The organism is Microbacterium hydrocarbonoxydans (assembly GCF_011752045.1).
Classification (GTDB): domain Bacteria; phylum Actinomycetota; class Actinomycetes; order Actinomycetales; family Microbacteriaceae; genus Microbacterium.
Genome location: NZ_JAAKXW010000001.1, coordinates 1 through 23,686, shown reverse-complemented (window position 1 = coordinate 23,686; position 23,686 = coordinate 1). Strand labels below are relative to the sequence as shown.

Below are 23,686 nucleotides of genomic sequence, written 5' to 3'. Positions count from 1 at the left end.
CGCCTTGACGGCCATACCCGTACGTCGTCGCCGCTGACAGCATGTGCTTCAGCGTTCACCCGAACGCCCTACCCGAACTGATTCTCGCCGAGGAGCATCACATGACTCCCCCACCGTCCACCACCGCAGAGGACCGCACCGTCCTCCGCCGCGTCCTCGTCGCCAGCGGACTGGGCACGCTGCTCGAGTACTTCGACTACGCGAGCTACAGCTATCTCGCCACCACGATCGCCGTCGTCTTCTTCCCCTCTGAAGATCGCACCGTCGCACTCCTGAGCACGTTCGCCGTCTTCGCGCTCTCGTTCCTCGTACGACCGATCGGAGCCATCGTCTGGGGCAGCCTCGGCGATCGCGTCGGTCGGAAGACGATCCTCGCCAGCACGATCCTCATCATGTCGGGCGCGACCTTCCTCATCGGATTCCTTCCGGGGTACGCGGTCATCGGCGCTGCGGCCCCGCTCCTGCTCCTTCTCCTCCGCATGACGCAGAGCTTCTCGGCCTCCGGCGAGTACGCGGGCGCAGGGACGTTCATCGCGGAGTACGCCCCGGCGCGCCGCCGCGGGCTGCTCACGAGCGTCGTGCCGATGGCGGCCGCCGCAGGCTTCCTGCTCGCGTCCCTGATGGCCACGGTGTTCTACGCGACGATGTCTCCCGAGTTCATGCAGGAATGGGGCTGGCGCATCCCGTTCTTCGTCGCCGGCCCGCTGGGAATCCTCGGACTGTGGCTGCGCACCCGGCTGGAGGACACCCCGCAGTTCCGCCGTGTGCAGGAGCTCGAGGAGGAGCAGCGCCGCCTGGCGGCCGGCACGCACCGCGATCGCAGCCGTGCTGAGCGCTGGGGCGAGATCGCACGCAGCATCCCGTCGATGCTCAAGGTGCTCCTCGTGATGTCACTCAACGCCGGCGCCTACTACCTGCTGCTCAGCTACATCCCGACATTCCTCATCGAGGAGGCCGGCATGAGCGAGGCGGACTCCACACTGGTCGTGACGATCGCCCTTGTCGTCTACCTCGCCCTGATCCCGCTGGCGGCGCAGTTCTCCGATCGGATCGGCCGCAAGCGCACGCTCGTCATCTCGAGCATCGCCTTCATCGTGCTCTCGTACCCGATCATGTCGCTGTTCTCAGTCGGCGGGATCTTCCTCGCGACCTCGGTCCTCATCGTCTCACTCGTCTTCTTCGCCATGAACGACGCGGTGTTCCCGTCGTACTTCACCGAGATGTTCGGCACCCGCTCGCGCTACCTCGGATTCGCAGTGCCATTCAACGTCGGCGCGCTCCTGTTCGGCGGCGTCGCCCCGCTGATCGGCACCTGGCTCATCCAGCAGACCGGCAACCCCAGCTCGCCGGCATTCTTCCTCATCTTCGTCGGCGCGCTCTCACTGGTCGGACTGCTGCTGAGCGCGGAGACGACGCGGACGGACCTGGTCGACGACCAGATCGACGTCGGCACCCGGCCGGTTCCCACGGTCTGAGAACGGATGCCGTCGGGCAGGGGTGCGCTCCGCCCGACGGCATCCGCGCTGCGTGCCGCCAGTCAGCCGTCTTCCAGGAGCTCCCGCAGCCATCCCGCCGATCGCACCGCTCCCCCGGCCCGAACCACCCGCTGCTGAAGCTCCCTGTCGCTCGTCACCGCGACGACGATCTCACCCGCGGCGACCCGGCGCTCCACCTCGGCGACGAGCGCATCGTCGCCCGACGCCTCGGCACTCACGATCACCACGTCCCCGGGCACGGAACCGATCCCGCGGGCCCGTCCCTCGACGATCAGCGCGACCTCGGGATGCCAGGCCGTCCCGCCCAGATCGAAGTCCGACGCCGGCACGATCAGCCCGTCGAGGCGGTCGCGCAGACGCGATGCCGCCCCGGCGCGGTCCTTCCACCAGCCGTCCGGCACGGACCCGACGACGTTCGCGGCGTCCACCACGACGGACGCGCGCTCAGACAGCAGCCCCCGCAGCATCGGCCAGGCGGCCTCGAAGCCGGGATGCAGCGGGCGCGCATCGACCTCGTCGAGGGGAACCCACTCCAGCGCCACGCTCTCCGGGTCGCTGATGACCGGCTCGAACGGGGTGACCACATCGGCGACGACGGTCGTGTACGACCAGATGCCGAGGTCGAGCACGCTGGTGAACCGGCAGCGGACGGCGCCGTCGGGGACGCCCGCCTCCTCCTGCGCCTCACGCACGGCTCCGACGATGGCGCTCTCGCCCTCGTGCAGCGCTCCGCCGGGAAGGCCCCAGGTGCCGCCGAAATGGCTCCACGATACCCGGTGCTGCAGCAGTACGCCTCGCGCCGCGTCGAACGCGAGCAGCCCGGCGGCGCCGAAGCGCCCCCAGTACTTCTCGCCCGACGGGGCGACGACCCACGCGTCGCCGGGGTTCCGCGGTCCCTCGGGACGACGCGGCTCACCGGGGGAAGGAGGTACGACGGTCACCCCTTCAGCCTTTCACAGCATCCGGGGTTCGGCACCGACGACGACACGCGACGGAATGCGATCAGCGCTGACGCTTCTCCCGCACACGCATGTTGATGACGATCGGGGTTCCCTCGAAGTCGTACAGCTCGCGCAGGCGGCGCTGGATGAACCGGCGGTAGCCGGGGTCGAGGAAGCCGGTCGTGAACAGCACGAACGTCGGCGGGCGCGTCGACGCCTGGGTGCCGAACAGGATGCGCGGCTGCTTGCCGCCGCGCAGCGGGTGCGGGTGCTCCGCGACGAGCTCGGCGAGGAAGGCGTTGAACTTGCCGGTCGGGATGCGCCGGTCCCAGTTCTCCAGGGCGGTCTCCAGCGCGGGCACGAGCTTGTCGAGGTGACGGCCCGTCTTCGCGGAGATGTTCACGCGCGGAGCCCAGGCGACGTGCGCGAGGTCCTGCTCGATCTCGCGCTCGAGGTAGCGGCGGCGATCCTGGTTCTCCAGGTCGTCGTCGTTCAGGCGGTCCCACTTGTTGAAGGCGAGCACCAGCGCGCGTCCGGATTCGAGCACGAGATCGATGATGCGCACGTCCTGCTCGCTGATCGACTCGGAGACGTCGAGCACGACGACGGCGACCTCCGCCTTCTCCAGCGCGGCCGAGGTGCGCAGCGAGGCGTAGAAGTCCGCGCCCTGCGCCATGTGCACGCGGCGGCGGATGCCGGCGGTGTCGACGAAGCGCCACATCTTGCCGCCGAGCTCGACGATCTCATCGACGGGGTCGCGAGTGGTGCCGGCGAGGTCGTTCACGACGACCCGCTCCTCACCCGCGGCCTTGTTCAGCAGCGAGGACTTGCCGACGTTCGGGCGCCCGAGGATGGCGACGCGGCGGGGACCGCCGATCTCCTGCTTCGCCACCGCCGAGATCTCGGGGAGCTTCTTCATCACGGCGTCCAGCAGGTCGGCGACGCCGCGCCCGTGGATCGCGGAGACCGGGTGCGGCTCGCCGAGCCCCAGGTTCCAGAGCGCCGCGGCCTCCGGCTCCTGCCGGGTGTCGTCGATCTTGTTCGCGACGAGGAACACCGGCTTGCCGCTCTTGCGCAGCAGCTTCACGACGTGCTCATCGGTGGAGGTCGCGCCGACCATCGCGTCGACGACGAACAGCACGACGTCGCAGAGCTCGATGGCGACCTCGGCCTGGGCGGCGACCGAGCGGTCGATGCCGCGCGCGTCGGGCTCCCAGCCGCCGGTGTCGACGAGCGTGAAGCGACGGTCGGCCCACTCGGCCTTGTACGTGACGCGGTCGCGGGTGACGCCGGGGGTGTCCTCGACGACGGCCTCGCGGCGTCCGAGGATGCGGTTCACCAGCGCCGACTTGCCGACGTTCGGCCGTCCGACGATGGCGACGACGGGCAGGGCCGGCATGAACTGGATGCCGTCCTCGCCCATCGTGATACCGGCGAGGAGCGCGGCGTCCTCGTCATCCAGCTCGTAGTCGGCGAGGCCCGCTCGCAGGGTCTCGGCGCGCTGCTCTGCGAGTTGCTCGTCGAGCGCGTCCATCTTCTCTGCGAGGTGGTCTGGGCCGCCTTCGTAGTCGTCGTCAGCCACTGTGTGCTCCTCGGAGTCGTTCGATCACCGTGAGCACGGCATCGATGGTCTGGGGGAAATCGAGTTCCGTCGAATCGACGACCTCGACGCCTTCTGCGGCGTTGAGGAAGTCGACGACGGCGCTGTCGGAGGCGTCGCGCTTGTGCAGCGCGGCCGCGACCGCCTCGGCGTTCTCGCCGGCGAGCTCGCCGGCGCGGCGTGCGGCGCGCACCTCGGGCGCGGCCGTCAGCAGGATGCGGACGGGCGCGTCGGGCGCCACGACCGTGGTGATGTCGCGGCCCTCGACGACGACAGCCGGGTACGGCGCCTCCGCCACGAGCGTGCGGAACAGCTCGTTGACCTGCGCGCGCACTTCGGGGACGCGCGCGACGCCACTGACCGCTCCGGAGACCCGGGGCTCGCGGATCGCCTCGGTGACTTCGACGTCGCCGACGCGCACGGCTCGGTCGTCGGGGTCGAGCCCGAGGCGCACGGGGAAGTCGGATGCCGCGGCCAGCACGGCGCTGGCATCCGCAGTGTCCGCGCCGCGGTCGAGAACGTGCCAGGCGAGCGCCCGGTACGCGGAGCCGGTGTCGAGATACCCGAAGCCGAGCCGCCTCGCCACCGCCTTGGAGACGCTGGACTTGCCGGAGCCGGCCGGTCCGTCGATCGCGATGAACTTCGTGGCCTCAGTCATTGGTGTTCCCTGCAATCCGCCATCCGCGTTCGGTGAGTCCGGTGATCGCCCCGTGCAGCGCGGCCGGGTCGACGCTGATCTCGGCGAGGCCGAACTGCGCACCCGGCGAGTGCTCGAGGCGGAGGTCCTCGACGTTGACGCCGAGCTCGCCCAGTTCGCCGAACAGGCGGCCGAGCTGGCCGGCGGTGTCGTCGACCATGACGACCAGCGTCTCGAAGCGCCGGTTCTGCCCGTGCTTGCCCGGCAGGCGCTCGACGCCCTCATTTCCGTGGCGGATGCTCTCCGCGACGATGCGCCGGGCACCGGGCGCCTCCGGCGCGCGCAGGGCGTCGGAGACCTCACGGAGGTCGGCGGCCAGCGCGTCGAGGATCTCGACGACCGGAGTCGCGTTGGCGCCGAGGATCTGCACCCACAGCTCGGGGGCGGATGCCGCGATGCGCGTCGTGTCGCGAACGCCCTGGCCGGCGAGGCGCAGCGCGCCCTCCTCGGCCTCGGCGAGACGGCCGGCGAGCAGGCTCGCCACCACCTGGGGGACGTGCGAGGTGAGGGCGACCGAGCGGTCGTGCTCCTCCGGGGTCATCTCCAGGGGCATCGCGCCGACGTCCAGCGCGAGCCCCTCAACGAGGGCGAGGTCGGCGGCCCTGGTCTCCTCGTCTCGGCAGACGACCCACGGGCGCCCGATGAAGAGGTCGGCGCGGGCGGAGATCGCTCCCCCGCGTTCACGGCCGGCGAGCGGGTGCGAGCCGATGTAGCGGGTGAGGTCGACGCCGCGGTCCTTCAGAGTCCGGAACGGCTCGAGCTTGACGCTGGCGACATCGGTGACCACCGCGTCGGGGTAGCGCTCCAGCTCGGCCTGGATGACGTCCGCGGTGACGTCCGGCGGCACCGCGACGACGATCAGCGAGGGACGGTCGTCCGCGGCCTCGACCCGGCCCGCACCGTAGTCGACGGCCAGGCGCAGCTGTGCGGGTGACGCGTCTGTGAGCACGACGTCGACGCCCTTGGCCCGGAGTGCGTGCCCGACGCTCGCGCCGAGCAGGCCGGCGCCGACGATGCGGACGGTGCCGGATACCCGCGCGGCGACGGCAGCGGCCGTCCGCCCGGTGGGCGCACTGGTCGTATCGGTCACTCGTTCTCCTGCTGCTCGCCTGGCGCCTCGGCGACACCGGAATCACGGCGCGCGAGAGTCAGCAGCGCGCCCAGTTCGATTTTAGTCAGGTCGCGGGTCCTCCCCGCCGGGAGCGTTCCCAGGTGGAGCGGGCCGAACTGGCGCCGCACGAGCTCGGTGACCGGATGCCCGACGGCCGCCATCATGCGGCGCACGATGCGGTTGCGCCCGGAGTGCAGGGTCAGCTCGACCAGGCTCGAGCCGCGCGAGGTGTCCAGGAGCCGAGCCTTGTCGGCGGCGATCGGGCCGTCCTCGAGCTCGATCCCCTTGGTGAGCTTCGAGATCGTCTGCGCCGTGACGGCGCCCTCGACCTTCGCGATGTACACCTTGGTGACGCCAAACGACGGGTGTGCGAGCACGTGCGCGAGCTCGCCGTCGTTCGTGAGGATGAGCAGCCCGCTGGTCTCGGCATCCAGTCGCCCGACGTTGTAGAGGCGCTCCTCGTAGTCCTTCGTGAAGCGGCGCAGGTCCGGGCGGCCGCTCTCGTCGCGCATGCTGCTCACGACGCCCGTCGGCTTGTTGAGCATGACGTAGCGCTTGGACACGTCCAGCTGCACGGCGGTGCCGTCCACGTCGACGAGGTCCTTCTCCGGGTCGATGCGCGTGCCGAGCTCGGTGACGACCTCACCGTTCACCCGGATGCGCCCCTCGACGATGTAGTTCTCGACGACGCGGCGGGATGCCACGCCGGCGGCGGCGAGCACCTTCTGCAGGCGGACGCCCTCTGCGGATGCTCCCTCGGTGGAGAAGCTCATCGGATGGTCCCTTCGTCGAATCCGTCAGCGCCGTCGTCGAGCAGCGGGGAGATCGGGGGCAGCTCGTCGAGCGAGTTGATGCCCAGATGCTGCAGCAGCGCATCAGTGGTGCCGTAGTTGATCGCGCCGGTCTCGGAGTCGGCGAACAGCTCGGTGATGAGGCCGCGCGCGAGGAGCGTGCGCACGACCGAGTCCACGTTGACCGCGCGGATGGAGGCGACCTGACTGCGGGTCACCGGCTGCTTGTACGCGATCACCGCGAGGGTCTCGAGGGCCGCCTGCGACAGCCGCGCGGGCGCCTGTCCGCCGACGAACTCGGCGACCAGGTCGTCGTGATCCTCGCGCACGTACAGCCGCCAGCCGCCGCCGACCTCGCGGAGCTCGAACCCCCGCCGGGGTCCGTGCCCTCGGCCGTCGTAGTCGTCGACGAGCGTCTCGATCGCCTGCCGGACGGCGGGCACCGGCGAGCCCACGGCGGCGGCGAGGGCGACGAGACCGATCGGCTCGTCGATGATCAGCAGGATCGCCTCGATGCGCTCGGTGAGCGGCGTCTCCCGCACGACCTCCTCGGAGGAGCTCGCCGTGTCGGTCGCTGAGCCTGTCGAAGTGTCATCGGTCATAGTCGGCCCCCAGGGTCGCCAGCGTCTCATCCGACCAGTGGTCGGCGGCCCAGCGGAGCGTCAGCTCGCCGAGCGGTTCCAGTTGTTCGAAGGACAGTGCCGCGTGACGGTAGAGCTCTAGCACCGAGATGAACCGGGCCACGACGATCCCGGGCTCCGTCACCCCTGCGACGAGCTCGCGGAAGCTGAGCGACTCGGCTCCCCGCAGCAGGGTGACGACGATGGCGGCCTGCTCGCGGATGCTCACCAGCGGCGCATGCAGATGGTCGAGCCCGACGTGCGGGATCTCCTTGGGCGCGAAGGCGAGCAGCGCCAGCGCCGCGAAATCGGCGGCGCTCAGGGACCAGACCAGTTCGGGCGTCTTCTTCCGGTGCTTCTCGTCCAGTCTCACGGCGCGCACGTGCCGGCGGTCCTCGCGCTGCAGGCAGCGGGCGAACCAGGCGGAGACCTCCTTGAAGGCGCGGTACTGCAGCAGGCGCGCGAACAGCAGGTCGCGCGCCTCGAGGAGTGCGACGGCCTCGGCATCCACCAGCTCTCCCTGCGGCAGGAGACCGGCGACCTTCATGTCGAGAAGGGTGGCCGCGACGACGAGGAACTCCGATGCCTGCTCGAGCTCCTCGCTGTCGTCGAGCTCTCTGAGGTAGGAGATGAACTCGTTGGTGACGGCGCTGAGCGACACCTCGGTGATGTCCATCTCATGCTTCGAGATGAGGTTCAGCAGCAGGTCGAACGGCCCGTCGAAGTTCGACAGGGAGACCCGGAAACCGGACTCTGCGGGCGGGGAGGAGTCGAGCGGTCCGACGTCAGGCGACGGTCGGGCACCGGCTCCGCCGTCGCCCTCCCACGGCGCGGTGCTGTCAGCCGCCTCCGGCGGGGTGCCGCCGCTACGCGACGGCACCGCGAGCGACCAGCTCCCGCGCCAGGCGCAGGTAGGCCTGGGCGGCCGCATGCTCCGGCGCGAACTCGGTGATGGGAACCCCGGAGACCGAGGCGTCGGGGAACTTCACGGTGCGGCCGATCACGGTCTCCAGCACGTCGTCGCCGAAGGCCTCCACGACACGCTCCAGCACCTCGCGGGAGTGCAGCGTGCGCGGATCGTACATGGTCGCGAGGAGGCCGTCCATCGTGATCGAGGGGTTCAGCCGGTCCCGCACCTTGTCGATCGTCTCGATGAGGAGCGCCACACCGCGAAGGGCGAAGAACTCGCACTCGAGCGGGATGATCACGCCGTGCGCGGCGGTGAGCGCGTTGACCGTGAGCAGGCCCAGCGACGGCTGGCAGTCGATGAGGATGACGTCGTACTCCCCCGCCACCTGGCGCAGCACCCGGGCGAGGATGGTCTCCCTGGCGACCTCGTTGACGAGGTGCACCTCCGCCGCTGACAGGTCGATGTTCGCCGGCAGCACGTCGAGGTTGTCGACGCTCGAGTGGACGATGGCGTCATGCGCATCGCGCTTGGTGTCAAGGAGCAGGTCGTAGACGGTCGGCACATCGTGCGTCTGGATGCCGAGGCCCGCCGACAGCGCGCCCTGAGGGTCGAAGTCGACCGCGAGGACCTTGCGGCCGTACTCGGCGAGAGCAGCGGCGAGGTTGATCGACGTGGTCGTCTTGCCGACGCCGCCCTTCTGGTTGCACAGCGCGATGATGCGCGCGGGACCGTGCGACTTCAGCGGACCCGGAATCGGGAACCCCTGGTACGGGCGGCCGGTGGGTCCGATGGGTGTGTCGTCGGCCTTCTTCGCCTTCGCCCTGGACGTTGCCGCTTTCTCAGCCACCGGTTCTCCTGCTCCTTCGTGCTTGCTCGATTGTAGCGGCAGGCCCGTGAGCAGTCGTCCCGGCACGCGGCGCGAGCGGAAGGGTCAGGCGCCGCGGAGGGCAGCCACAGGCTCGATGCGCGCCGCCCGCCGCGCCGGGTACCACCCCGAGCCCCATCCGACGATCGCCCCGAGCACCGCGCCGGCGAGGGCCACGAGCGGATCGGTGATCGGCGTCCACCCCTGGACCACGGCCACGACGATCACCGCGATCACTCCCAGCGCCGAGCCGATGAGCCCGCCGATGAAGCCGATCACGATCGACTCGACCATGAACTGGGCGCCGATCTGGCGCCGGGTGGCACCGAGCGCCCGGCGGAGTCCGATCTCGCCGATCCGCTCCATGACGGAGAGCAGCGTGACGTTGGCGATGCCGAGACCGCCCGCCAGGAGGGCGATGACGCCCAGGATCAGGAACACCACGTTCACGTCGGCCTGCACGCTCTGGCTGAGGTCGGAGGCGCCCGAGGGCGCGCGCGCCTCCAGGGTGTCCGGCTCATCCGGCTGCAGCGCCAGCACCGACTGCTCGGCGACCTGGGGACCCGCTCCCACGACGATGCGGATCGCGAGCTCGGTGGGTGCGAGGAGCCCGAAGTCGGCCCGCGCGGAGCCGAGCGGGATGATCACGGCATCCTGCAGCTCGCTGCGCCGCTCCATGCCGTCCACGATCCCGATCACAGCGTAGGCGACGCCGCCGATGAACACCGACGGCTGGGAGTCGACGCGATTGATCCCCATCCGCTCAGCGGCGCGCTGGCCGAGCACGGCGACGCGATCCGCCCGCCCGTCGTGACCGCTGTCGAAGAAGCGCCCGGTGACGAGATCCCCCTCGGCGGTGTCGAGGAGGTCGGGGGACGCCGCGAACAGCCGCGGCGAGGCGACCGCGGGCGCGGAGGGGTCGTTCACCGGCACCGCCGTGATCGACTCCCCCTCGGTGAGCTCGAGCTCGCCGAGCAGCGACGCGCTCTCCACGCCCGCCAGCCGCTCGACCCGCTCCGGGGAGTCCCAGGGCAGCCGTCCTGCCGCGACCTTCGTGTTCTGCGCGCCCGACTGCGCCTGGGCAGCGGTCACGACGACCTGGGTCGCTGCGGCGCCGTCGAACTGCGCGGCGATCTGCGCGGCGGCCGTCTGCGCGAAGCCGATCGTCGCGACGAGCGAGGCGATGCCGAGGACGGTGCCGAGGATCGTCATCACGAGCCGCGCCGGCCGCGAGCCGATGTCGGCCGTGGCCTCGGCGACCAGATCCTGGAACGTGAACCTGTCGGCGTGACGCACCGCGGGGACGAGCCCGGCCGCCCCGGCATCCGTCCGGTCGGCGCTCTCCGCGCCCTTGCTGCGCCGCCGGAACGGCCACACCCTCACAGCTCGCTCAATCTGCCGTCGGCGATGCGGATGCTGCGCCGTGCACGCCGCGCCACCGCATCGTCGTGCGTGATCACGATGAGCGTGAGGCCGTCGTCGTTGAGTTCCTCGAACAGCGACATCACCTCACCGGATGTCCGCTGGTCGAGGTTGCCCGTGGGCTCGTCGGCGAGGAGCAGCCGCGGGCCGCTCACGACCGCGCGCGCGACCGCCACCCGCTGGCGCTCACCACCGGACAGCGAACCGGGGAAGAAGTCGACGCGATGCGAGAGCCCGACCCTGTCGAGCGCCTCCCGCGCCCGGCTCTCGCGCTCCCGCCGGGGCACCCCGCTGTACAGCATCGGCATCAGCACGTTGTCGAGCACGCTGCGCCGCGACAGCAGATGGAACGACTGGAAGACGAAGCCAATGAACCGGGCGCGCACGGCGGCGCGCTCGTCGTCGGACAGCGCGCCGGTGAGCGAGCCGGCCAGGCGGTACTCCCCCACGCTCGGCCGGTCGAGCAGACCGAGGATGTTCAGCATCGTCGACTTGCCGGAGCCGCTGGGACCGACGATCGAGATGTAGTCCCCCGGCGCCACCGTCAGCGTCGCGCCCTTCAGGGCCTGCACCTCCGGCGGACCGGGGAACGACCGCGTCACGTCGCGGAGCTCGACCAGCGGCGCTCCGGCGCCGTCGTCGGCTTCGTCGGCGAGCGGCTGCGGGACGGCGACCGTGTCGGTCACCGTCCCACCACCACCAGGTCGCCCTCTTCGAGCTCCCCGTCGACCGGCGTCACCTCCACGGCGCCCTCGGCGGCCAGCCCCGTCTCGACGACCACCATGCGCGTCTCCGCGTCCTCCCCCTCGCGCGGATCGGAGTCGACGACCTCGACACGGGACTCGCCGCCGGGTCCGGCGGTGAGCGCGGCGAGGGGCACGGACAGCACATCCCCGTCGGTGGCTCCGACGGCGATCCGCACCCGTACGTTGCTGCCCTGGAGCTGCGTGATCTGCTCCGGTGTCAGCGGGTCGGGCTCGAAGAGCACCTCCCAGCGGGCCTTGCTGTCCTTGCCCGGCTTGAGTTCGGCGATCACGGCACGGTGCTCGGTGCCGTCGGGGAGCTCGAAGGTCGCCTCGTCCCCCGCTTCGAGCAGACGCGCGTCCGCCTCGGCCGCCGCACCGGTGAGACGCACGGTCGCCCCGGAGACGGTCATCACGGCGCCCTGGATCGAGCTGCCGCGCTTCACGTTGACGGCATCCACCCGACGAGGGAGCTCGGTGAGGAAGAGCACTTCCCCGGCCGGCAGGTACGGCTGGACGCTCTGCCGGGCATCCGCCAGCGCCTCGTTCGCCGCATCCACCTGGGCGCGCGCGGCGTCGAGCGCCGCCTTCTCCGGACCCGTGTTCTTCGCCGACCACAGTTGGTCGCGCTCGAGGCGCGCGGTCTTCAGGTCCCACTCCGCCTGCTGCACGTTCGGGCAGGGCTCCGCCTCCGCGTCACCCGGCACGCAGGCCTTCGCCGCGGCGAGGGCCTGCTCCGCCTGGGCGACCTTCACGTCCGCCTGCCAGCTCTCCAGCTTCGACGGCCCTGCACCGGCAGCGGCGAGGGCCTGCTGCGCCTGCGTGACGCCGCTCTGCGCCGAGCGGAGGCTCTCCTCCGCGCCGCGCACCGCCTCATCCGCGCCCTCCTCCGGGGTCGGCAGCGGATATCCCGCCTGCGCGTAGAGTGCACCGACCGCGTTCGCCGTCGCCTGGTCGAAGAGGTTCGAGGAGACGTCGCCGGCGTCGATGCCGACGCTGACCAGCGCCTGCTTGAGCTGGAGGACGTCCGGGCCGGAGACGCCCATGCGGAGCGTGCGGTACGCCGGGAGCTCGCCGGGGAGCACGATCACCGGCCGCCCTTCCACCTCCAGCGCGATCGAGAGCGGGCTCAGCGTGGCGCCGACCTCCGGCACGGCTCCCGTCACGATGCTGCCGCCACCGGTCGTGTCGATGGTCACCTCGACGGCATCCGCGTAGCCGACGTCGGCGCGCAGCGTGACGTCGTTGCTCAGCGCGCCGAACTCGACCGGCACGGTCACGAGGCCGGGTTCCGGGGCCTCGCTCGCCGCGGCGGGGGCGATGAGGAACCGCCCCACGAGGAGTCCGGCGATCAGGCTGACGATCGCGCACAGCGCCACGATCCACAGCGTGCGATTCCCCCGGAGGATCCGCCGCCAGCCGCGCACGCGCGACATGTCCGCATCGGCGGCGCCGTCAGCGGCGGCTTCTGCGTCTTCAGCATCTTCCAGGAGGTCTGCGGGCAGCTCCGTCGTCGGAGTCGCGTCTTCCTTCACGTCAGCTGCTCTGCTCGGCTGCGGCCTTGAACGCGTCGAGGTCGGCCTTGTTCTCCGCGATGAACTTCTCCTCGAGCGCGAACTGGATCTTCATCATCTCCTGGGTGTACGACAGCTTCGTGCGGCATTCCAGGTCTGCCAGGGCGAGCTCGATCTCCCGTTCGCCGAGCGCCTTCATCTCCGGGCTCTCCATCGGGTCGACGAAGTCCGGCGACTCCGGGTCCACAGGCGTGCTGCCGTCACCGTAGGCGGCTTCCTGGATCTTCATCTGCTCGTCGTAGATGGACTGCTGCGCCTCCGACGGGGAGGCGAAGCCGGGCTCGCCGCCGTCCTCCATGCAGGCGGCCCAGTCGGCGTTGAGCTCCTTCATCTCCTCCGACTCCTGGGTGTTCATCCAGAACTCGTCCATCTTGGCGCGGAGATCGGCGAACTCGTCCGACTGCCAGGGGTCCTCGCCCTGCATCTCGTGGTCGGCCCAGCCCTGGCAGCCGGCGTCCTCCCACTTGTACTCGTAGCTGCCGTCCTCGCCGATCTCCTCGTCGGTCGGCGGGACGCCGTACGCGGTCTCCCAGTACGCCTGCTGCTCGGACTCGGAGAGCGACTCGACATACTCCTGGTTCGGGTCGACGTACTCCTCCTCCGGCATGGGCTGCGCGCCCTCCTCGTTGAACGGGTTGTTCACCGCGCCGTAGCCGTACTTCTCAACCCATTCCTTCTTGTCCGGTTCCCACGGAGTGTCGTCGCTCGACATGACGACGCCGCCGTTCTGCAGGTTCGGCTTGTACTCGAACCCCTCCTCTGCCATGCACTGGGCCATGAGCTCCTCGCGTTCGCGGTTCTGCTCGTCCATCTGCTTCTGCTGCTCTTCGGGCGACAGGTCGCCGCCGTACGCGGCGCTCAGGTACTCGTTCAGCGGCGAGTCCTCGTAGGTCAGCTCGCCTCCGCCTGCGCCGGAGCATCCGGCGAGGGTCAGGGCCAGGGCGGTCGCGGCGAGGGCCGCCAGAGGTCCGGTCGAACGCATGTCGATGCTCCTTCTTCAGCCCGCCGGGGACAACGGCGGGCGGGTTCCGGGTAAGCATAAACAGGGTTTACGAACTCGCGCGTCCGCCGTTCGGGGGACATCAGGAGATTCATAACATCCGTGGAAGAACCCGCGACGGGTCGCCGGCTCACCGAGCCCGCGGATGCGAGGTGGCGTAGATGTCGCGCAGGGCGTCGACCGACACGTGCGTGTAGATCTGCGTCGTCGCGACCGAGGCGTGCCCGAGCAGCTCCTGGACGACGCGCACGTCCGCGCCGCCCTGGAGCAGGTGCGTCGCGAAGGAGTGGCGCAGCGTGTGCGGAGACACCTCCGCGGTGATCTGCGCGCGCTCGGCCGCCGCGCGGATGACGAGCCAGGCGCTCTGCCGGGACAGCGGAGCGCCCCGTGCGCCGAGGAACAGCCTCGCGGACGCCCTGCCGTGGGCGGCGAGGCCCGGGCGCACCCGGGTCAGATAGGCGTCGACGGCGGCGCGGGCGTAGGACCCGATCGGCACGATGCGCTCCTTCGAGCCCTTGCCGCGCAGGCGCAGCACGTCCCCGTGGGCGAGGTCGTCGACATCGAGCCCGACCGCCTCGGAGACGCGCGCCCCCGTCGCATAGAGGAGCTCCAGCAGAGCCCGATCGCGGATGCCGATCGGCTCGTCGGCCGAGGGCGCAGCCAGCAGCCTCTCGACCTGATCGATCGTGAGGGCCTTGGGCAGGCGGCGCGGCGCCTTCGGCGGGCGCAGGCGGCCGCTGGGGTCGTCCTGCTCGATGCCCTCGCGTGCGAGGAACCGGTGCCATCCGCGCACGGAGGACTGCAGGCGCGCGAGACTCGTCGCCGCGGGGGCGGGCTCGGCACCCGAGCGCTCCGCGATGAAGCGGCCGACGATCGCCGGCGTCACCTCCGCCGTGTCGCCGATCCCGGCTGACCTGAGCCACTCGAGATAGCCGCCGAGGTCACGGCGGTAGGCCGCGATCGTGTGCGCGCTGAGGCCGCGCTCGATCGTGACGTGGCGCAGGTACGCGTCCAGGGCACGATCGAGCTGCACGGCTCAGCTCCGGTCGCGGAGCCTCTGCGCCGCTGCGAGGACGCCGATGCTCAGGATGCCGTTGCGCATCCGTCCCTCCATGACGGCGTCGACTGCGGCGTCCAGCGGCACCCACTCGGTGCGGATGTCGGCCTCCTCGTCTTCCCTGGCGTGCGCCGACGGCGCCACGGAGACCCCCGTGGCGAGGAAGACGTGGATGATCTCGTCATTCCCGCCCGGGGTCGTCCAGGAGGAGACCAGAGGCTCCCAGTGGGCGGCGACGAGGTCGGCCTCCTCGGCGAGCTCGCGCTTCGCCGCTTCGAGAGGCTCCTCCCCCGCGACGTCGAGCAGGCCGGCGGGGAGCTCCCAGTCACGGTGGCGGATGGGATGGCGGTACTGCTGGATCAGCAGGACGCGCCGGTCGTCGTCGAGGGCGAGGACGGCCACGGCGCCCGTGTGCGCGACGTACTGGCGGCGGATCTCGCCGTCACCGTACCGCACCCGGTCGTCGCGCACGTTCCACACCGCTCCCTCGAACGCGAGGTCGCTGTGCACGACCTCGGGCTCGAACGGCTCGTCGCGCAGCACTCCCCGATCAGGCATCGGCTTCGACGTCGAACAGCTCGCTCGCGCGGTGCCGCTCGATCGCCGCGCCCACCAGACCACGGAAGAGCGGGTGCGGGTCGGTCGGGCGCGAGCGCAGCTCCGGGTGGGCCTGCGTCGCGATGTAGTACGGGTGCACGTCGCGCGGCAGCTCCACGTACTCGACGAGGTCGAGCTCCGGGTTCAGGCCGGAGAACACCAGGCCCGCCTCCGCGAGACGAGCGCGGTAGGCGTTGTTGACCTCGTAGCGGTGACGGTGACGCTCGGAGGCGACCGGGGCGCCGTACAGCTCCCGGGCCAGCGAGCCCTCCGCGAGCGCCGCCTGGTAGAGGCCGAGGCGCATGGTCCCGCCCAGGTCTCCGCCGTCGAGGATCTCGACCTGCTCGGCCATCGTCGCGATGACCGGCTCGGTGGTCTCCGGGTCGAACTCGCTCGACGAGGCGCCGGCGATGCCGGCCACGTCCCTGGCGTACTCGATGACCATGCACTGCAGGCCCAGGCACAGACCCAGCGTGGGGATGCCCTGCTCGCGCGCGAACTTCAGAGCACCGAGCTTGCCCTCGATGCCGCGGATGCCGAAGCCGCCGGGGACGCAGATGCCGTCGAGTTCGGACAGCTGCTCCTGCGCGCCCTCCGGCGTCTCGCAGAGGTCGGACGGGATCCAGCGGATGTTGACCTTGGTCTCATGTGCGAAGCCGCCGGCCTTGAGCGCCTCCGTGACGGAGAGGTAGGCGTCGGGCAGGTCGATGTACTTGCCCACCAGGCCGATCGTGACCTCGTGCTTGGGGTTGTGGACCGCGTGCAGGACCTTGCTCCAGCGGCTCCAGTCGACGTCCTTCGCCTTGTCCGCCAGGCCGAGCCGGCGGACGATGTACGAGTCGAGGCCCTGGTCGTTCAGCGTGGAGGGGATGTCGTAGATGCTCGGCAGGTCGACGGTGTTGATGACGCCCTCGGCGTCCACGTCGCACATGAGGGCGATCTTGTTGCGGTTGCTCTCGCTCACCGGGCGGTCGCTGCGCAGCACGAGCGCGTCGGGCTGGATGCCGACCTGGCGGAGCGCGGCGACGGAGTGCTGGGTGGGCTTGGTCTTCTGCTCGCCCGAGGCGCCCATGAACGGCACCAGGGAGACATGCACGAAGAAGACGTTGTCGCGACCGAGCTCGTGACGCAGCTGGCGCGCGGACTCCAGGAAGGGCTGCGACTCGATGTCGCCGACCGTGCCGCCGACCTCGGTGATGATGACGTCGGGGCGGGGCTCCTCGGTCGCCTGCAGGCGCATGCGGCGCTTGATCTCGTCCGTGATGTGCGGGATCACCTGCACGGTGTCGCCGAGGTACTCGCCGCGGCGCTCGCGGGCGATGACCTGCGAGTAGATCTGGCCGGTGGTGACGTTGGCGGCCTGCGACAGGTTGATGTCGAGGAAGCGCTCGTAGTGGCCGATGTCGAGGTCGGTCTCCGCGCCGTCGTCGGTGACGAACACCTCGCCGTGCTGGAACGGGTTCATCGTGCCCGGATCGACGTTCAGGTACGGGTCGAGCTTCTGCATCACCACGCGCAGTCCGCGGGCCGTGAGGAGGTTGCCGAGGCTCGCAGCCGTCAGGCCCTTACCCAAAGACGAAACGACACCACCTGTCACGAAGATGTGCTTGGTCGTGTCGTTCTTGGGTCCCGCAGAAGAAGAGTTCATCACGGGCTTCTATCCTAACAGTCGGTTCAGGCCCCGAGGCTGAGAAGTTCTCGGGCATGGGTGAGAGCGGCGTCGGAATCGGCGAGCCCCGAGAGCAGACGGGCCATCTCCGCCTCGCGCTCGTCGCCGTGAAGGCGCCGCACACTCGAGGCGGTCACTGCGCCGTCATTGGCCTTGACGACGGAGAGATGGTTGTTCGCGAAGGCGGCGACCTGGGCGAGGTGGGTGACGGCGATGACCTGCGACTTCTCTGCGAGCCGGGCGAGTCGCCGGCCGACCTCGATCGCCGCGGCGCCGCCGATCCCGGCGTCCACCTCGTCGAAGACGAAGGTGGGCACAGGGTCGGTCCCGGCGATGACGACCTCGATCGCGAGCATCACGCGTGAGAGCTCTCCGCCGGACGCCCCCTTGCCGACGGGTCGCGGCTCGGCTCCCGGATGCGGGGCGAGGAGGATCGCGACGTCATCGCGGCCGTGCGCGGTCTCCGGGCCGGCGGTCACCGAGACCTCGAGGCGGGCGTCGGGCATCGCCAGCGCGTGCAGCTCATCGCTTACCGCGGCGCCGAGCCGGGATGCCGCGGCGGTGCGCGCCGCGGTCAGGGCGGTCGCTCGCTCATCGAGCTCCTCGCGCACGGCGGCGCGCTCGGCCTCGAGCCGTTCGATCCGCTCGCCGTCGTCGTCGAGCTCGGCCAGCCTGTTCGACCCCGTCCGCCACAACTCGAGCGCCTCGTCCAGCGAGCCGTGCGCGCGGATCAGCGCCCCGAGCGCGGCGCGGCGCTCCTCGACGGCGGCGAGCTCGTGCGGCCCCGACTCGTCGAGGTCGGCGAGGTAGACCGACAGCTGGCCGGCGGCATCCGAGATCCGGTAGCCGATGTCGGCGAGCACCTCGGCGATGCCGGTGAGCGCGGGATCGGCGGCCCGCTCGAGCACGCGCTTCGCCTCGGCGACGAGAGCGGATGCGTCGGGCTCGCCCTCCTCGTTCGACAGCGCGCCGTGCGCGAGCGAGGCGGCGAGTCGCAGCTCCTCCGCGTTCGCGAGCCGCTCGGCACGGGCGGCGAGCTCCTCGTCCTCTCCCGGTTCGGGGGCCGTGGCCTCGATCAGGGCGAGCGCCTCACGGAGGCGCGACGCCTCCTCGGCGCGGCGATCGCGGTTCTCCGTGATGTCGGCGATCTCGGCGTCCAGCGCGCGCCAGCGCGTGAACGAGTCCGCATAGGCCTCGAGCGCGGTCGCGATCGCCGCACCGCCGAAACGGTCCAGGGCGTCGCGCTGTGCGGCAGCGGAACGCAGCCGCAGCTGCTCCGACTGGCCGTGGACGACGACGAGCTCCTCGGCGAGGGCGGAGAGCACGCCGGCCGGTGCGGCGCGTCCGCCGACGCTCGCGCGGCTGCGCCCCTCGGCGTTCAGCGTGCGTGAGACGTAGAGCTCGGCGGCGCCGGCGCCGACCGGCTCCAGCTCTCCCCCGGCATCCGCGACGATGTCCGCCACCTCGCCGGTCTCGGGCACGATCCACACGCCGGCGACCGATGCCTGGGCGGCGCCGGCGCGGACGGCGCCGGAGTCGGCGCGCTGACCGAGCAGCAGCCCGAGGCCGGTGACCACCATGGTCTTGCCCGCGCCGGTCTCGCCGGTGATGGCCGTGAAGCCGGGGCCGAGGGGCAGCACGGCGTCGGCGATGACCCCGAGGCCCTGCATCCGCATCTCCTCGATCATGCAGCACCTCCCTGTCCGCGCCACCCGGCGACCGGGAGCTGGAACTTGCGGACGAGACGGTTCGTGAAGGCGGTGGGATGCAGGCGGGCGAGGCGCACCGGCCGCGACGAGCGCCGGACCACGACGCGGGCGCCCGGCGGGAGCTCGTGCGAGCGCCGGCCGTCGCACCAGAGGATGCCGGCCCCGGAAGTGCCCTCCAGCATCTCGATCGCCACCGACGCGTCGGGGCTGACCACGAGGGGCTTGGCGAAGAGCGCGTGTGCCGACAGCGGCACCACGGCGATGGCCTCCACGCTCGGCCAGATCACCGGCCCCCCGGCGGAGAAGTTGTAGGCGGTCGAGCCGGTCGGCGTGGAGACGACCATCCCGTCGCAGCCGAAGCTCGACAGCGGACGGCCGTCGATCTCGAGGACGATCTCGATCATCCGCTCGCGACTGGCCTTCTCCACTGTGGCCTCGTTGAGTGCCCAGGTCTCGTAGACGACCGCGCCGTCGACATCCTTCACCCGCACCGAGAGCGCGAGGCGCTCCTCGACCTCGTAGTCCCGGTCGATGACGCGGTGGACGGCGGCTTCCATGTTGTCGCGGTCGATCTCGGCGAGGAACCCGACGTGGCCCATGTTGATGCCGAGGACGGGCGCGGCCGAGCCGCGGACGAGTTCGGCGGCACGGAGGATGGTGCCGTCACCGCCGAGGACGATGGCGAGCTCCAGGTCGGACTGGCCGACCTCCGGGCCGAGCGCGTCGACGCCGGAGAAGTACCGGTCGACGGATGCGAGATCGCGGCGGTCGTCCTCTGCGAGGACGGGCCTGGCGCCGGCGCCGCGGAGCAGCTCGATGACCCGGCGCGCAGCGGCGACGGTGTCCTCGCGGCCTGCATGGGCGACGACCAGGATGTTGCGCTCGTTCATCGACTCCCTGCCAGTGCGTTGATGCGGTCTGACCATTCTGACGGATCGCTGCCGCGCCCCGGCGCGAGGTGCACGAGATACTCCGTGTTCCCGTGCGTGCCGAGGATCGGCGACGGCAGGATGCCGAGCATCCCGAGTCCCGCGTCCCAGGCGCTCCAGACGGTGCGGGCGACGGCGTCGGCGCGCGTCGCGGGATCGGTGACCAGCCCGCCGCGGACGGCCGTGCGGCCGACCTCGAACTGCGGCTTGACGAGCAGGACGATGTCGGCATCCGGTGCCGCCACGCCGGCGACCGCCGGCAGCACCAGCTCGAGGGAGATGAAGGAGAGATCCCCGACGATGAGGTCGGGAGCGTCCTGCTCCCCGGTGACGGCGGACAGGTTCTCCCTGGTCATGTGACGGACGTTGTACCCCTCGACAAGCACGACCCCGGGGTCGGCCGCGATGACCGGGGCGAGCTGGCCGTGCCCGACGTCGACCGCGAGCACCCGGCGGGCGCCGCGCTCCCGCAGCACCTGGGTGAAGCCGCCGGTGGATGCGCCCATGTCGAGGGCGAGGCGCCCGTCGGCCGGGATGCCGAAGCCGTCGAGGGCCGCGATGAGCTTGTGAGCGGCGCGTCCGACGTAGTGATCGGCGCCGGCGACCGTGATCACGGCGTCGTCGCCGACCGGGGTCGAGGCCTTCACGACCGGGCGGCCGTCGATGCTGACGAGCCCCTCGGAGATCAGTGTGGCGGCGTGAGAACGTGAACGGGCGAGTCCTCGCGCGGCGAGGGCGGCGTCGAGTCGCGTCATCGGGGTCCCGGGGTCTCCCGCTGGTCGAGACGCGCACCGCTGTCGAGGCGGCGAGACAGCTCGTCGTGAAGGGCTGCGTACGCGTCCGCACGGGAGGCGAGAGGCTGCCCCTCGATCAGGCGCAGGCGACTCCACAGGCCGTCGGTCGGCGTGGTCGTCGTCTCTTCGCTCACGCCTCTACTGTACGCGGCGGCGACGACACCGCGGAGGTGCCACGGCGCGCCGCTCAGGGACGGTGGAAAGGATCGTCGTAGAGACGCTCCGGCACGCGAAGCACGAACACCGGGGTGCCCGAGGCCCAGATCGCGGCGGCGCCGGCGCGGAGCAGATCGATCTGCGCCTCGCCCTCCGCGACGATCTCGACGTCTCCCCCGGTGACCCTGACACCGGCGCCGTTCACCCAGTGCACGCCGTCCTTCTCCGTCGTCTGCGGGTACGGCTGGTGCAGTTCGCGCAGGTCGCTGAGGATGTAGGTCGGCCGGGAGCCCTCCGGGGCTGCCAGCACGTGCTTGGGACGGTCGATGCCGGTGAGCACGAGCGCGGAGTCGATGCCGGAGCGGACGGCGCCGAGGATGTCGGTGTCCAGCCGGTCGCCGATGAAGAGCGGCTTCTTCGCGTCGAAGCGCGCCTTGGCCTCCTCGAAGATCGGGACCTCCGGCTTGCCGGCGACGGTCGCGAGACGCCCGATCGCGGTGTGCACCGCGGAGACGAGCGTGCCGTTCCCAGGGGCGACGCCGCGCTCGCGAGGAATCGTCCAGTCGGTGTTGGTGGCGATCCAGGGGATGCCGCCCTCCTCCTCGGGCACCTTGAGCGCGAAGGCGGCCTCGGCGAGATCGGTCCAGGCGACCTCGGGGGCGAAGCCCTGCACCACCGCCGCCGGGGAGTCCTCGGCACTGCGGGTCACCGAGTATCCGGCCTTCTCCGCCTCGTCCACGAGTCCGTCGCCGCCGACGATGAGGATCGTCGCCGGGGCGGGCACGATGTCAGCGAGCAGACGCATCGCCGCCTGCGGGCTGGTGATCACGTCGGCAGGCGCGACGTCGAGGCCCAGGCCGGTGAGATGCGCGGCGACGGAGGCGTCGGTGCGCGAGGCGTTGTTCGTGATGTAGCCGAGGCGGGCCTTCTGCGCAGCGGCGTTCAGGCTGTCCACTGCGTAGGGCAGGGCCCCGGGCCCCGCGTAGACGACCCCGTCGAGGTCCGCGAGAACGGTGTCGACGTCGTCGAGCGGGGTGCGCGGCGACGGCTTGCGGGAGAAGAGACCCACTACTTCTCCTCGGAGGGGGTGTCGGCCTCGTCCGCCTCGAGATCGTCCTCGCCGAGCAGCTCGCGGACCTCGTCCTCGATCGACGGCTCTGCGGGCGCGTCTTCTGCGGATTCGGCGTCCGTCTCGGCGTCTGCTTCAGCACTCTCGGGTGCGGTCCCGGCATCCGCGTCGAGCACAGCTTCGTCGGCGGTGCCGGCTTCGTCTTCGGTTTCGTCGCCGGTGCCCGCAGCCTCGTCGTCGAACTCGCCCTCGATGAGTCCGTCCTCGATGAAGATCTCCTCGTCGCCGGCCTCGTCGATGCCGAGCGCTTCTGCGGCGACCTCGGCGCGCTGCGCCCAGAAGGCGGCCTCATCGGTTCGCCCCAGGTCCTCGAGCACCGCCGCGCGGGCGGCGAAGAGCGCGGGGCTCCACTCGAACGCACGATCCGGGTCGAGTTCGGGGATCTCGAGCTCGCCGAGTGCCAGTTCGAGATCGCCCCGGTCGAGTCGTGCGCCCGACATCGCGATCGCGAGCGCCACGCGCACGGAGGTGCTCAGCGTCGAGCGGTCGACGGCACGGCCGGTCTCGAGAGCGCGGTCGGGGCGCCCGATCCCGCGCTCGCTGTCGACCATGAGGGCGATCTGGTCGTCCTTGCCGGAGATGCGCCGGTAGGTCCGCAGCTCACGGAGAGCGAGTGCGAAGTCCCCGGTCGCGTAAGCGGTGATGCCCAGGGTCTCGCGGACGATCGCGATGCGGCCCGCGCGGCGCGAGGCGGCAAGAGCGTGCTCGTGCGCGAGCGCAGGATCCTCATCGATCAGCCGGGAGGCCATCGCAAGGTGGCGGGCCACCTGGTCGGCATTCTCCTTGCTGAGGGTCTTCAGCTCGTTGCGCGCAGACGGATGCAGGTCGCGGGCGGTAACCTCATCGGGAATCAGCGGGTCGTTGCTGCGCGGGCGATCCCCGGTCGCCTGGGCCGGCCGCTCGCGACCGGCGCCCCCGCGCTGCGGGTACGACTTGCCGCCCTCACGACGCGGGGCGCCGCCATCGCGGGAGTACTCGCCCTCACGGCGCTGACCGCCATCGCGGGAGTACCCGCCCTCACGGCGCTGACCGCCATCGCGGGAGTACCCGCCCTCGCGACGCGGCGCACCACCGTCGCGACGCGGGCCGCCACCATCGCGCGAATAACCACCCTCACGACGCGGCGCACCACCATCACGCGAGTAACCACCCTCACGACGCTGACCGCCATCGCGGGAGTAACCGCCCTCGCGACGCGGCGCACCACCCTCACGACGCGGGGCACCACCATCACGGGAGTAACCACCCTCACGACGCTGACCGCCATCGCGGGAACCACCTTCGCGTCGCGGCGCACCACCCTCACGACGCGGCGCACCGCCATCGCGGGAGTAACCACCCTCACGACGCGGGGCACCACCATCGCGGGAGTATCCACCTTCGCGGCGCTGACCGCCATCGCGGGAGAAACCGCCCTCACGACGCGGGGCACCGCCCTCACGACGCGGGGCACCACCATCACGGGAGTAACCACCCTCACGACGCGGGGCACCGCCCTCACGACGGGGCGCACCACCGTCGCGGGAGTAACCACCTTCGCGGCGTTGACCGCCATCGCGGGAGTATCCACCCTCACGACGCGGAGCGCCACCATCACGGCGCGGCGCACCATCACGGGAGTGACCGCCCTCGCGACGCTCGCCGCCGCGGCCCTGATTCGGGCGTCCGCCGGAGGGACGATCTCCGCGCGATCCATTGTCGTCATTGCGACGCGGACGGCGCTGTTCCTCTTCCGGCATGATGCTCCTCGAATCTCTGATGCTGTTGTAAACGCAAAATGGCCACCCAACATTGGGTGGCCATTTTGTCTAAAAGGAGTCCGGCGGTGTCCTACTCTCCCACAGGGTCCCCCCTGCAGTACCATCGGCGCTGTGAG

General features: G+C 71.0%; 23 protein-coding genes. 2 read left to right on the top strand and 21 right to left on the bottom strand.

Features of this window, described 5'->3' with window-relative positions; all coding sequences use genetic code 11:
* Nucleotides 1-101 precede the first annotated feature (101 nt).
* Nucleotides 102-1,475 carry an MFS transporter gene (locus G6G98_RS00115; RefSeq protein ID WP_164233902.1) on the top strand — a complete coding sequence of 458 codons (1,374 nt, stop codon included), beginning with the start codon at nucleotides 102-104 and terminating at the stop codon, nucleotides 1,473-1,475.
* A 62-nt stretch (nucleotides 1,476-1,537) separates the two neighbouring features.
* On the opposite strand, the gene G6G98_RS00110 is transcribed toward G6G98_RS00115, so the two are convergent.
* From G6G98_RS00110 to G6G98_RS00010, 21 genes are all read right to left on the bottom strand, one after another.
* Nucleotides 1,538-2,437: an NUDIX domain-containing protein gene (locus G6G98_RS00110; RefSeq protein ID WP_164233903.1), complete on the bottom strand. Its 900-nt coding sequence runs from the start codon at nucleotides 2,435-2,437 to the stop codon at nucleotides 1,538-1,540.
* A gap of 61 nt (nucleotides 2,438-2,498) precedes the next feature.
* A complete protein-coding gene (gene der / locus G6G98_RS00105) occupies nucleotides 2,499-3,971 on the bottom strand; it encodes a ribosome biogenesis GTPase Der (RefSeq protein ID WP_208321439.1) in 1,473 nt (490 codons plus the stop codon).
* Between the two features lie 40 nt (nucleotides 3,972-4,011).
* Complete coding sequence (gene cmk, locus G6G98_RS00100) at nucleotides 4,012-4,695, bottom strand: (d)CMP kinase (protein WP_164233904.1); 684 nt, start codon at nucleotides 4,693-4,695, stop codon at nucleotides 4,012-4,014.
* Nucleotides 4,688-5,824 carry a prephenate dehydrogenase gene (locus G6G98_RS00095; protein ID WP_067353275.1) on the bottom strand — a complete coding sequence of 379 codons (1,137 nt, stop codon included), beginning with the start codon at nucleotides 5,822-5,824 and terminating at the stop codon, nucleotides 4,688-4,690. Before G6G98_RS00095 ends, cmk begins: the two co-directional genes overlap by 8 nt.
* The gene (locus G6G98_RS00090; RefSeq protein ID WP_067353279.1) at nucleotides 5,821-6,618 is read right to left on the bottom strand and encodes a pseudouridine synthase; all 798 of its coding nucleotides are present in this window, start codon (nucleotides 6,616-6,618) and stop codon (nucleotides 5,821-5,823) included. The genes G6G98_RS00095 and G6G98_RS00090 overlap by 4 nt, the downstream gene beginning before the upstream one ends.
* Entirely contained in the window at nucleotides 6,615-7,238 is a 624-nt protein-coding gene (gene scpB / locus G6G98_RS00085; RefSeq protein WP_067353282.1) for an SMC-Scp complex subunit ScpB, read from the bottom strand. The genes G6G98_RS00090 and scpB overlap by 4 nt, the downstream gene beginning before the upstream one ends.
* Complete coding sequence (locus G6G98_RS00080) at nucleotides 7,228-7,989, bottom strand: segregation and condensation protein A (protein ID WP_067353829.1); 762 nt, start codon at nucleotides 7,987-7,989, stop codon at nucleotides 7,228-7,230. The genes scpB and G6G98_RS00080 overlap by 11 nt, the downstream gene beginning before the upstream one ends.
* A 133-nt stretch (nucleotides 7,990-8,122) precedes the next feature.
* Nucleotides 8,123-9,013, bottom strand: coding sequence for a ParA family protein (locus G6G98_RS00075; RefSeq protein WP_067353285.1), 891 nt, complete (start codon nucleotides 9,011-9,013; stop codon nucleotides 8,123-8,125).
* A gap of 84 nt (nucleotides 9,014-9,097) precedes the next feature.
* The gene (locus tag G6G98_RS00070) at nucleotides 9,098-10,327 is read right to left on the bottom strand and encodes an ABC transporter permease (RefSeq protein ID WP_243842045.1); all 1,230 of its coding nucleotides are present in this window, start codon (nucleotides 10,325-10,327) and stop codon (nucleotides 9,098-9,100) included.
* An 83-nt stretch (nucleotides 10,328-10,410) separates the two neighbouring features.
* Nucleotides 10,411-11,139 (bottom strand): ABC transporter ATP-binding protein, encoded by a 729-nt coding sequence (locus tag G6G98_RS00065; RefSeq protein WP_164233906.1) that lies wholly within the window; start codon nucleotides 11,137-11,139, stop codon nucleotides 10,411-10,413.
* Nucleotides 11,136-12,731, bottom strand: a complete 1,596-nt coding sequence (locus G6G98_RS00060) for an efflux RND transporter periplasmic adaptor subunit (protein WP_243841959.1) — start codon at nucleotides 12,729-12,731, stop codon at nucleotides 11,136-11,138. The genes G6G98_RS00065 and G6G98_RS00060 overlap by 4 nt, the downstream gene beginning before the upstream one ends.
* A gap of 1 nt (nucleotide 12,732) precedes the next feature.
* Nucleotides 12,733-13,752 carry a hypothetical protein gene (locus G6G98_RS00055; protein ID WP_067353288.1) on the bottom strand — a complete coding sequence of 340 codons (1,020 nt, stop codon included), beginning with the start codon at nucleotides 13,750-13,752 and terminating at the stop codon, nucleotides 12,733-12,735.
* 148 nt (nucleotides 13,753-13,900) lie between these two features.
* On the bottom strand, nucleotides 13,901-14,803 hold the full coding sequence (xerD, locus tag G6G98_RS00050; RefSeq protein WP_164233907.1) for a site-specific tyrosine recombinase XerD: 903 nt from the start codon (nucleotides 14,801-14,803) through the stop codon (nucleotides 13,901-13,903).
* 3 nt (nucleotides 14,804-14,806) lie between these two features.
* Nucleotides 14,807-15,385 (bottom strand): NUDIX domain-containing protein, encoded by a 579-nt coding sequence (locus tag G6G98_RS00045; protein ID WP_067353295.1) that lies wholly within the window; start codon nucleotides 15,383-15,385, stop codon nucleotides 14,807-14,809.
* Entirely contained in the window at nucleotides 15,378-17,072 is a 1,695-nt protein-coding gene (locus tag G6G98_RS00040; protein WP_164233908.1) for a CTP synthase, read from the bottom strand. The genes G6G98_RS00045 and G6G98_RS00040 overlap by 8 nt, the downstream gene beginning before the upstream one ends.
* A 26-nt stretch (nucleotides 17,073-17,098) precedes the next feature.
* Entirely contained in the window at nucleotides 17,099-18,781 is a 1,683-nt protein-coding gene (recN, locus tag G6G98_RS00035; RefSeq protein WP_164233909.1) for a DNA repair protein RecN, read from the bottom strand.
* Complete coding sequence (locus G6G98_RS00030; protein ID WP_067353301.1) at nucleotides 18,778-19,692, bottom strand: NAD kinase; 915 nt, start codon at nucleotides 19,690-19,692, stop codon at nucleotides 18,778-18,780. The genes recN and G6G98_RS00030 overlap by 4 nt, the downstream gene beginning before the upstream one ends.
* Nucleotides 19,689-20,486, bottom strand: a complete 798-nt coding sequence (locus tag G6G98_RS00025; RefSeq protein ID WP_067353303.1) for a TlyA family RNA methyltransferase — start codon at nucleotides 20,484-20,486, stop codon at nucleotides 19,689-19,691. Before G6G98_RS00025 ends, G6G98_RS00030 begins: the two co-directional genes overlap by 4 nt.
* Nucleotides 20,483-20,659, bottom strand: coding sequence for a hypothetical protein (locus G6G98_RS00020; protein ID WP_166706045.1), 177 nt, complete (start codon nucleotides 20,657-20,659; stop codon nucleotides 20,483-20,485). The genes G6G98_RS00025 and G6G98_RS00020 overlap by 4 nt, the downstream gene beginning before the upstream one ends.
* Nucleotides 20,660-20,712: 53 nt before the next feature.
* Nucleotides 20,713-21,750, bottom strand: a complete 1,038-nt coding sequence (locus G6G98_RS00015) for an HAD-IIA family hydrolase (protein WP_164233910.1) — start codon at nucleotides 21,748-21,750, stop codon at nucleotides 20,713-20,715.
* Nucleotides 21,750-22,577, bottom strand: coding sequence for a DNA polymerase V family protein (locus G6G98_RS00010; RefSeq protein WP_243841958.1), 828 nt, complete (start codon nucleotides 22,575-22,577; stop codon nucleotides 21,750-21,752). The genes G6G98_RS00015 and G6G98_RS00010 overlap by 1 nt, the downstream gene beginning before the upstream one ends.
* Nucleotides 22,578-22,628: 51 nt before the next feature.
* On the opposite strand from G6G98_RS00010, the gene G6G98_RS00005 reads away from it, so the two are divergent.
* The coding region (locus tag G6G98_RS00005) for a hypothetical protein (RefSeq protein ID WP_166706042.1) at nucleotides 22,629-23,686 on the top strand (1,058 nt) is incomplete at its 3' end.

Excerpts from the sequence above, each read along its gene's own strand:
- G6G98_RS00115 (WP_164233902.1), top strand. The coding sequence starts at position 102 with ATGACTCCCCCACCGTCCACCACCGCAGAGGACCGCACCGTCCTCCGC.
- recN (WP_164233909.1), bottom strand. The coding sequence starts at position 18,781 with ATGATCGAGGAGATGCGGATGCAGGGCCTCGGGGTCATCGCCGACGCC.
- G6G98_RS00055 (WP_067353288.1), bottom strand. The coding sequence starts at position 13,752 with ATGCGTTCGACCGGACCTCTGGCGGCCCTCGCCGCGACCGCCCTGGCC.
- scpB (WP_067353282.1), bottom strand. The coding sequence starts at position 7,238 with ATGACCGATGACACTTCGACAGGCTCAGCGACCGACACGGCGAGCTCC.
- der (WP_208321439.1), bottom strand. The coding sequence starts at position 3,971 with ATGGACGCGCTCGACGAGCAACTCGCAGAGCAGCGCGCCGAGACCCTG.
- G6G98_RS00090 (WP_067353279.1), bottom strand. The coding sequence starts at position 6,618 with ATGAGCTTCTCCACCGAGGGAGCATCCGCAGAGGGCGTCCGCCTGCAG.
- G6G98_RS00040 (WP_164233908.1), bottom strand. The coding sequence starts at position 17,072 with ATGAACTCTTCTTCTGCGGGACCCAAGAACGACACGACCAAGCACATC.
- G6G98_RS00045 (WP_067353295.1), bottom strand. The coding sequence starts at position 15,385 with ATGCCTGATCGGGGAGTGCTGCGCGACGAGCCGTTCGAGCCCGAGGTC.
- cmk (WP_164233904.1), bottom strand. The coding sequence starts at position 4,695 with ATGACTGAGGCCACGAAGTTCATCGCGATCGACGGACCGGCCGGCTCC.
- G6G98_RS00030 (WP_067353301.1), bottom strand. The coding sequence starts at position 19,692 with ATGAACGAGCGCAACATCCTGGTCGTCGCCCATGCAGGCCGCGAGGAC.
- G6G98_RS00025 (WP_067353303.1), bottom strand. The coding sequence starts at position 20,486 with ATGACGCGACTCGACGCCGCCCTCGCCGCGCGAGGACTCGCCCGTTCA.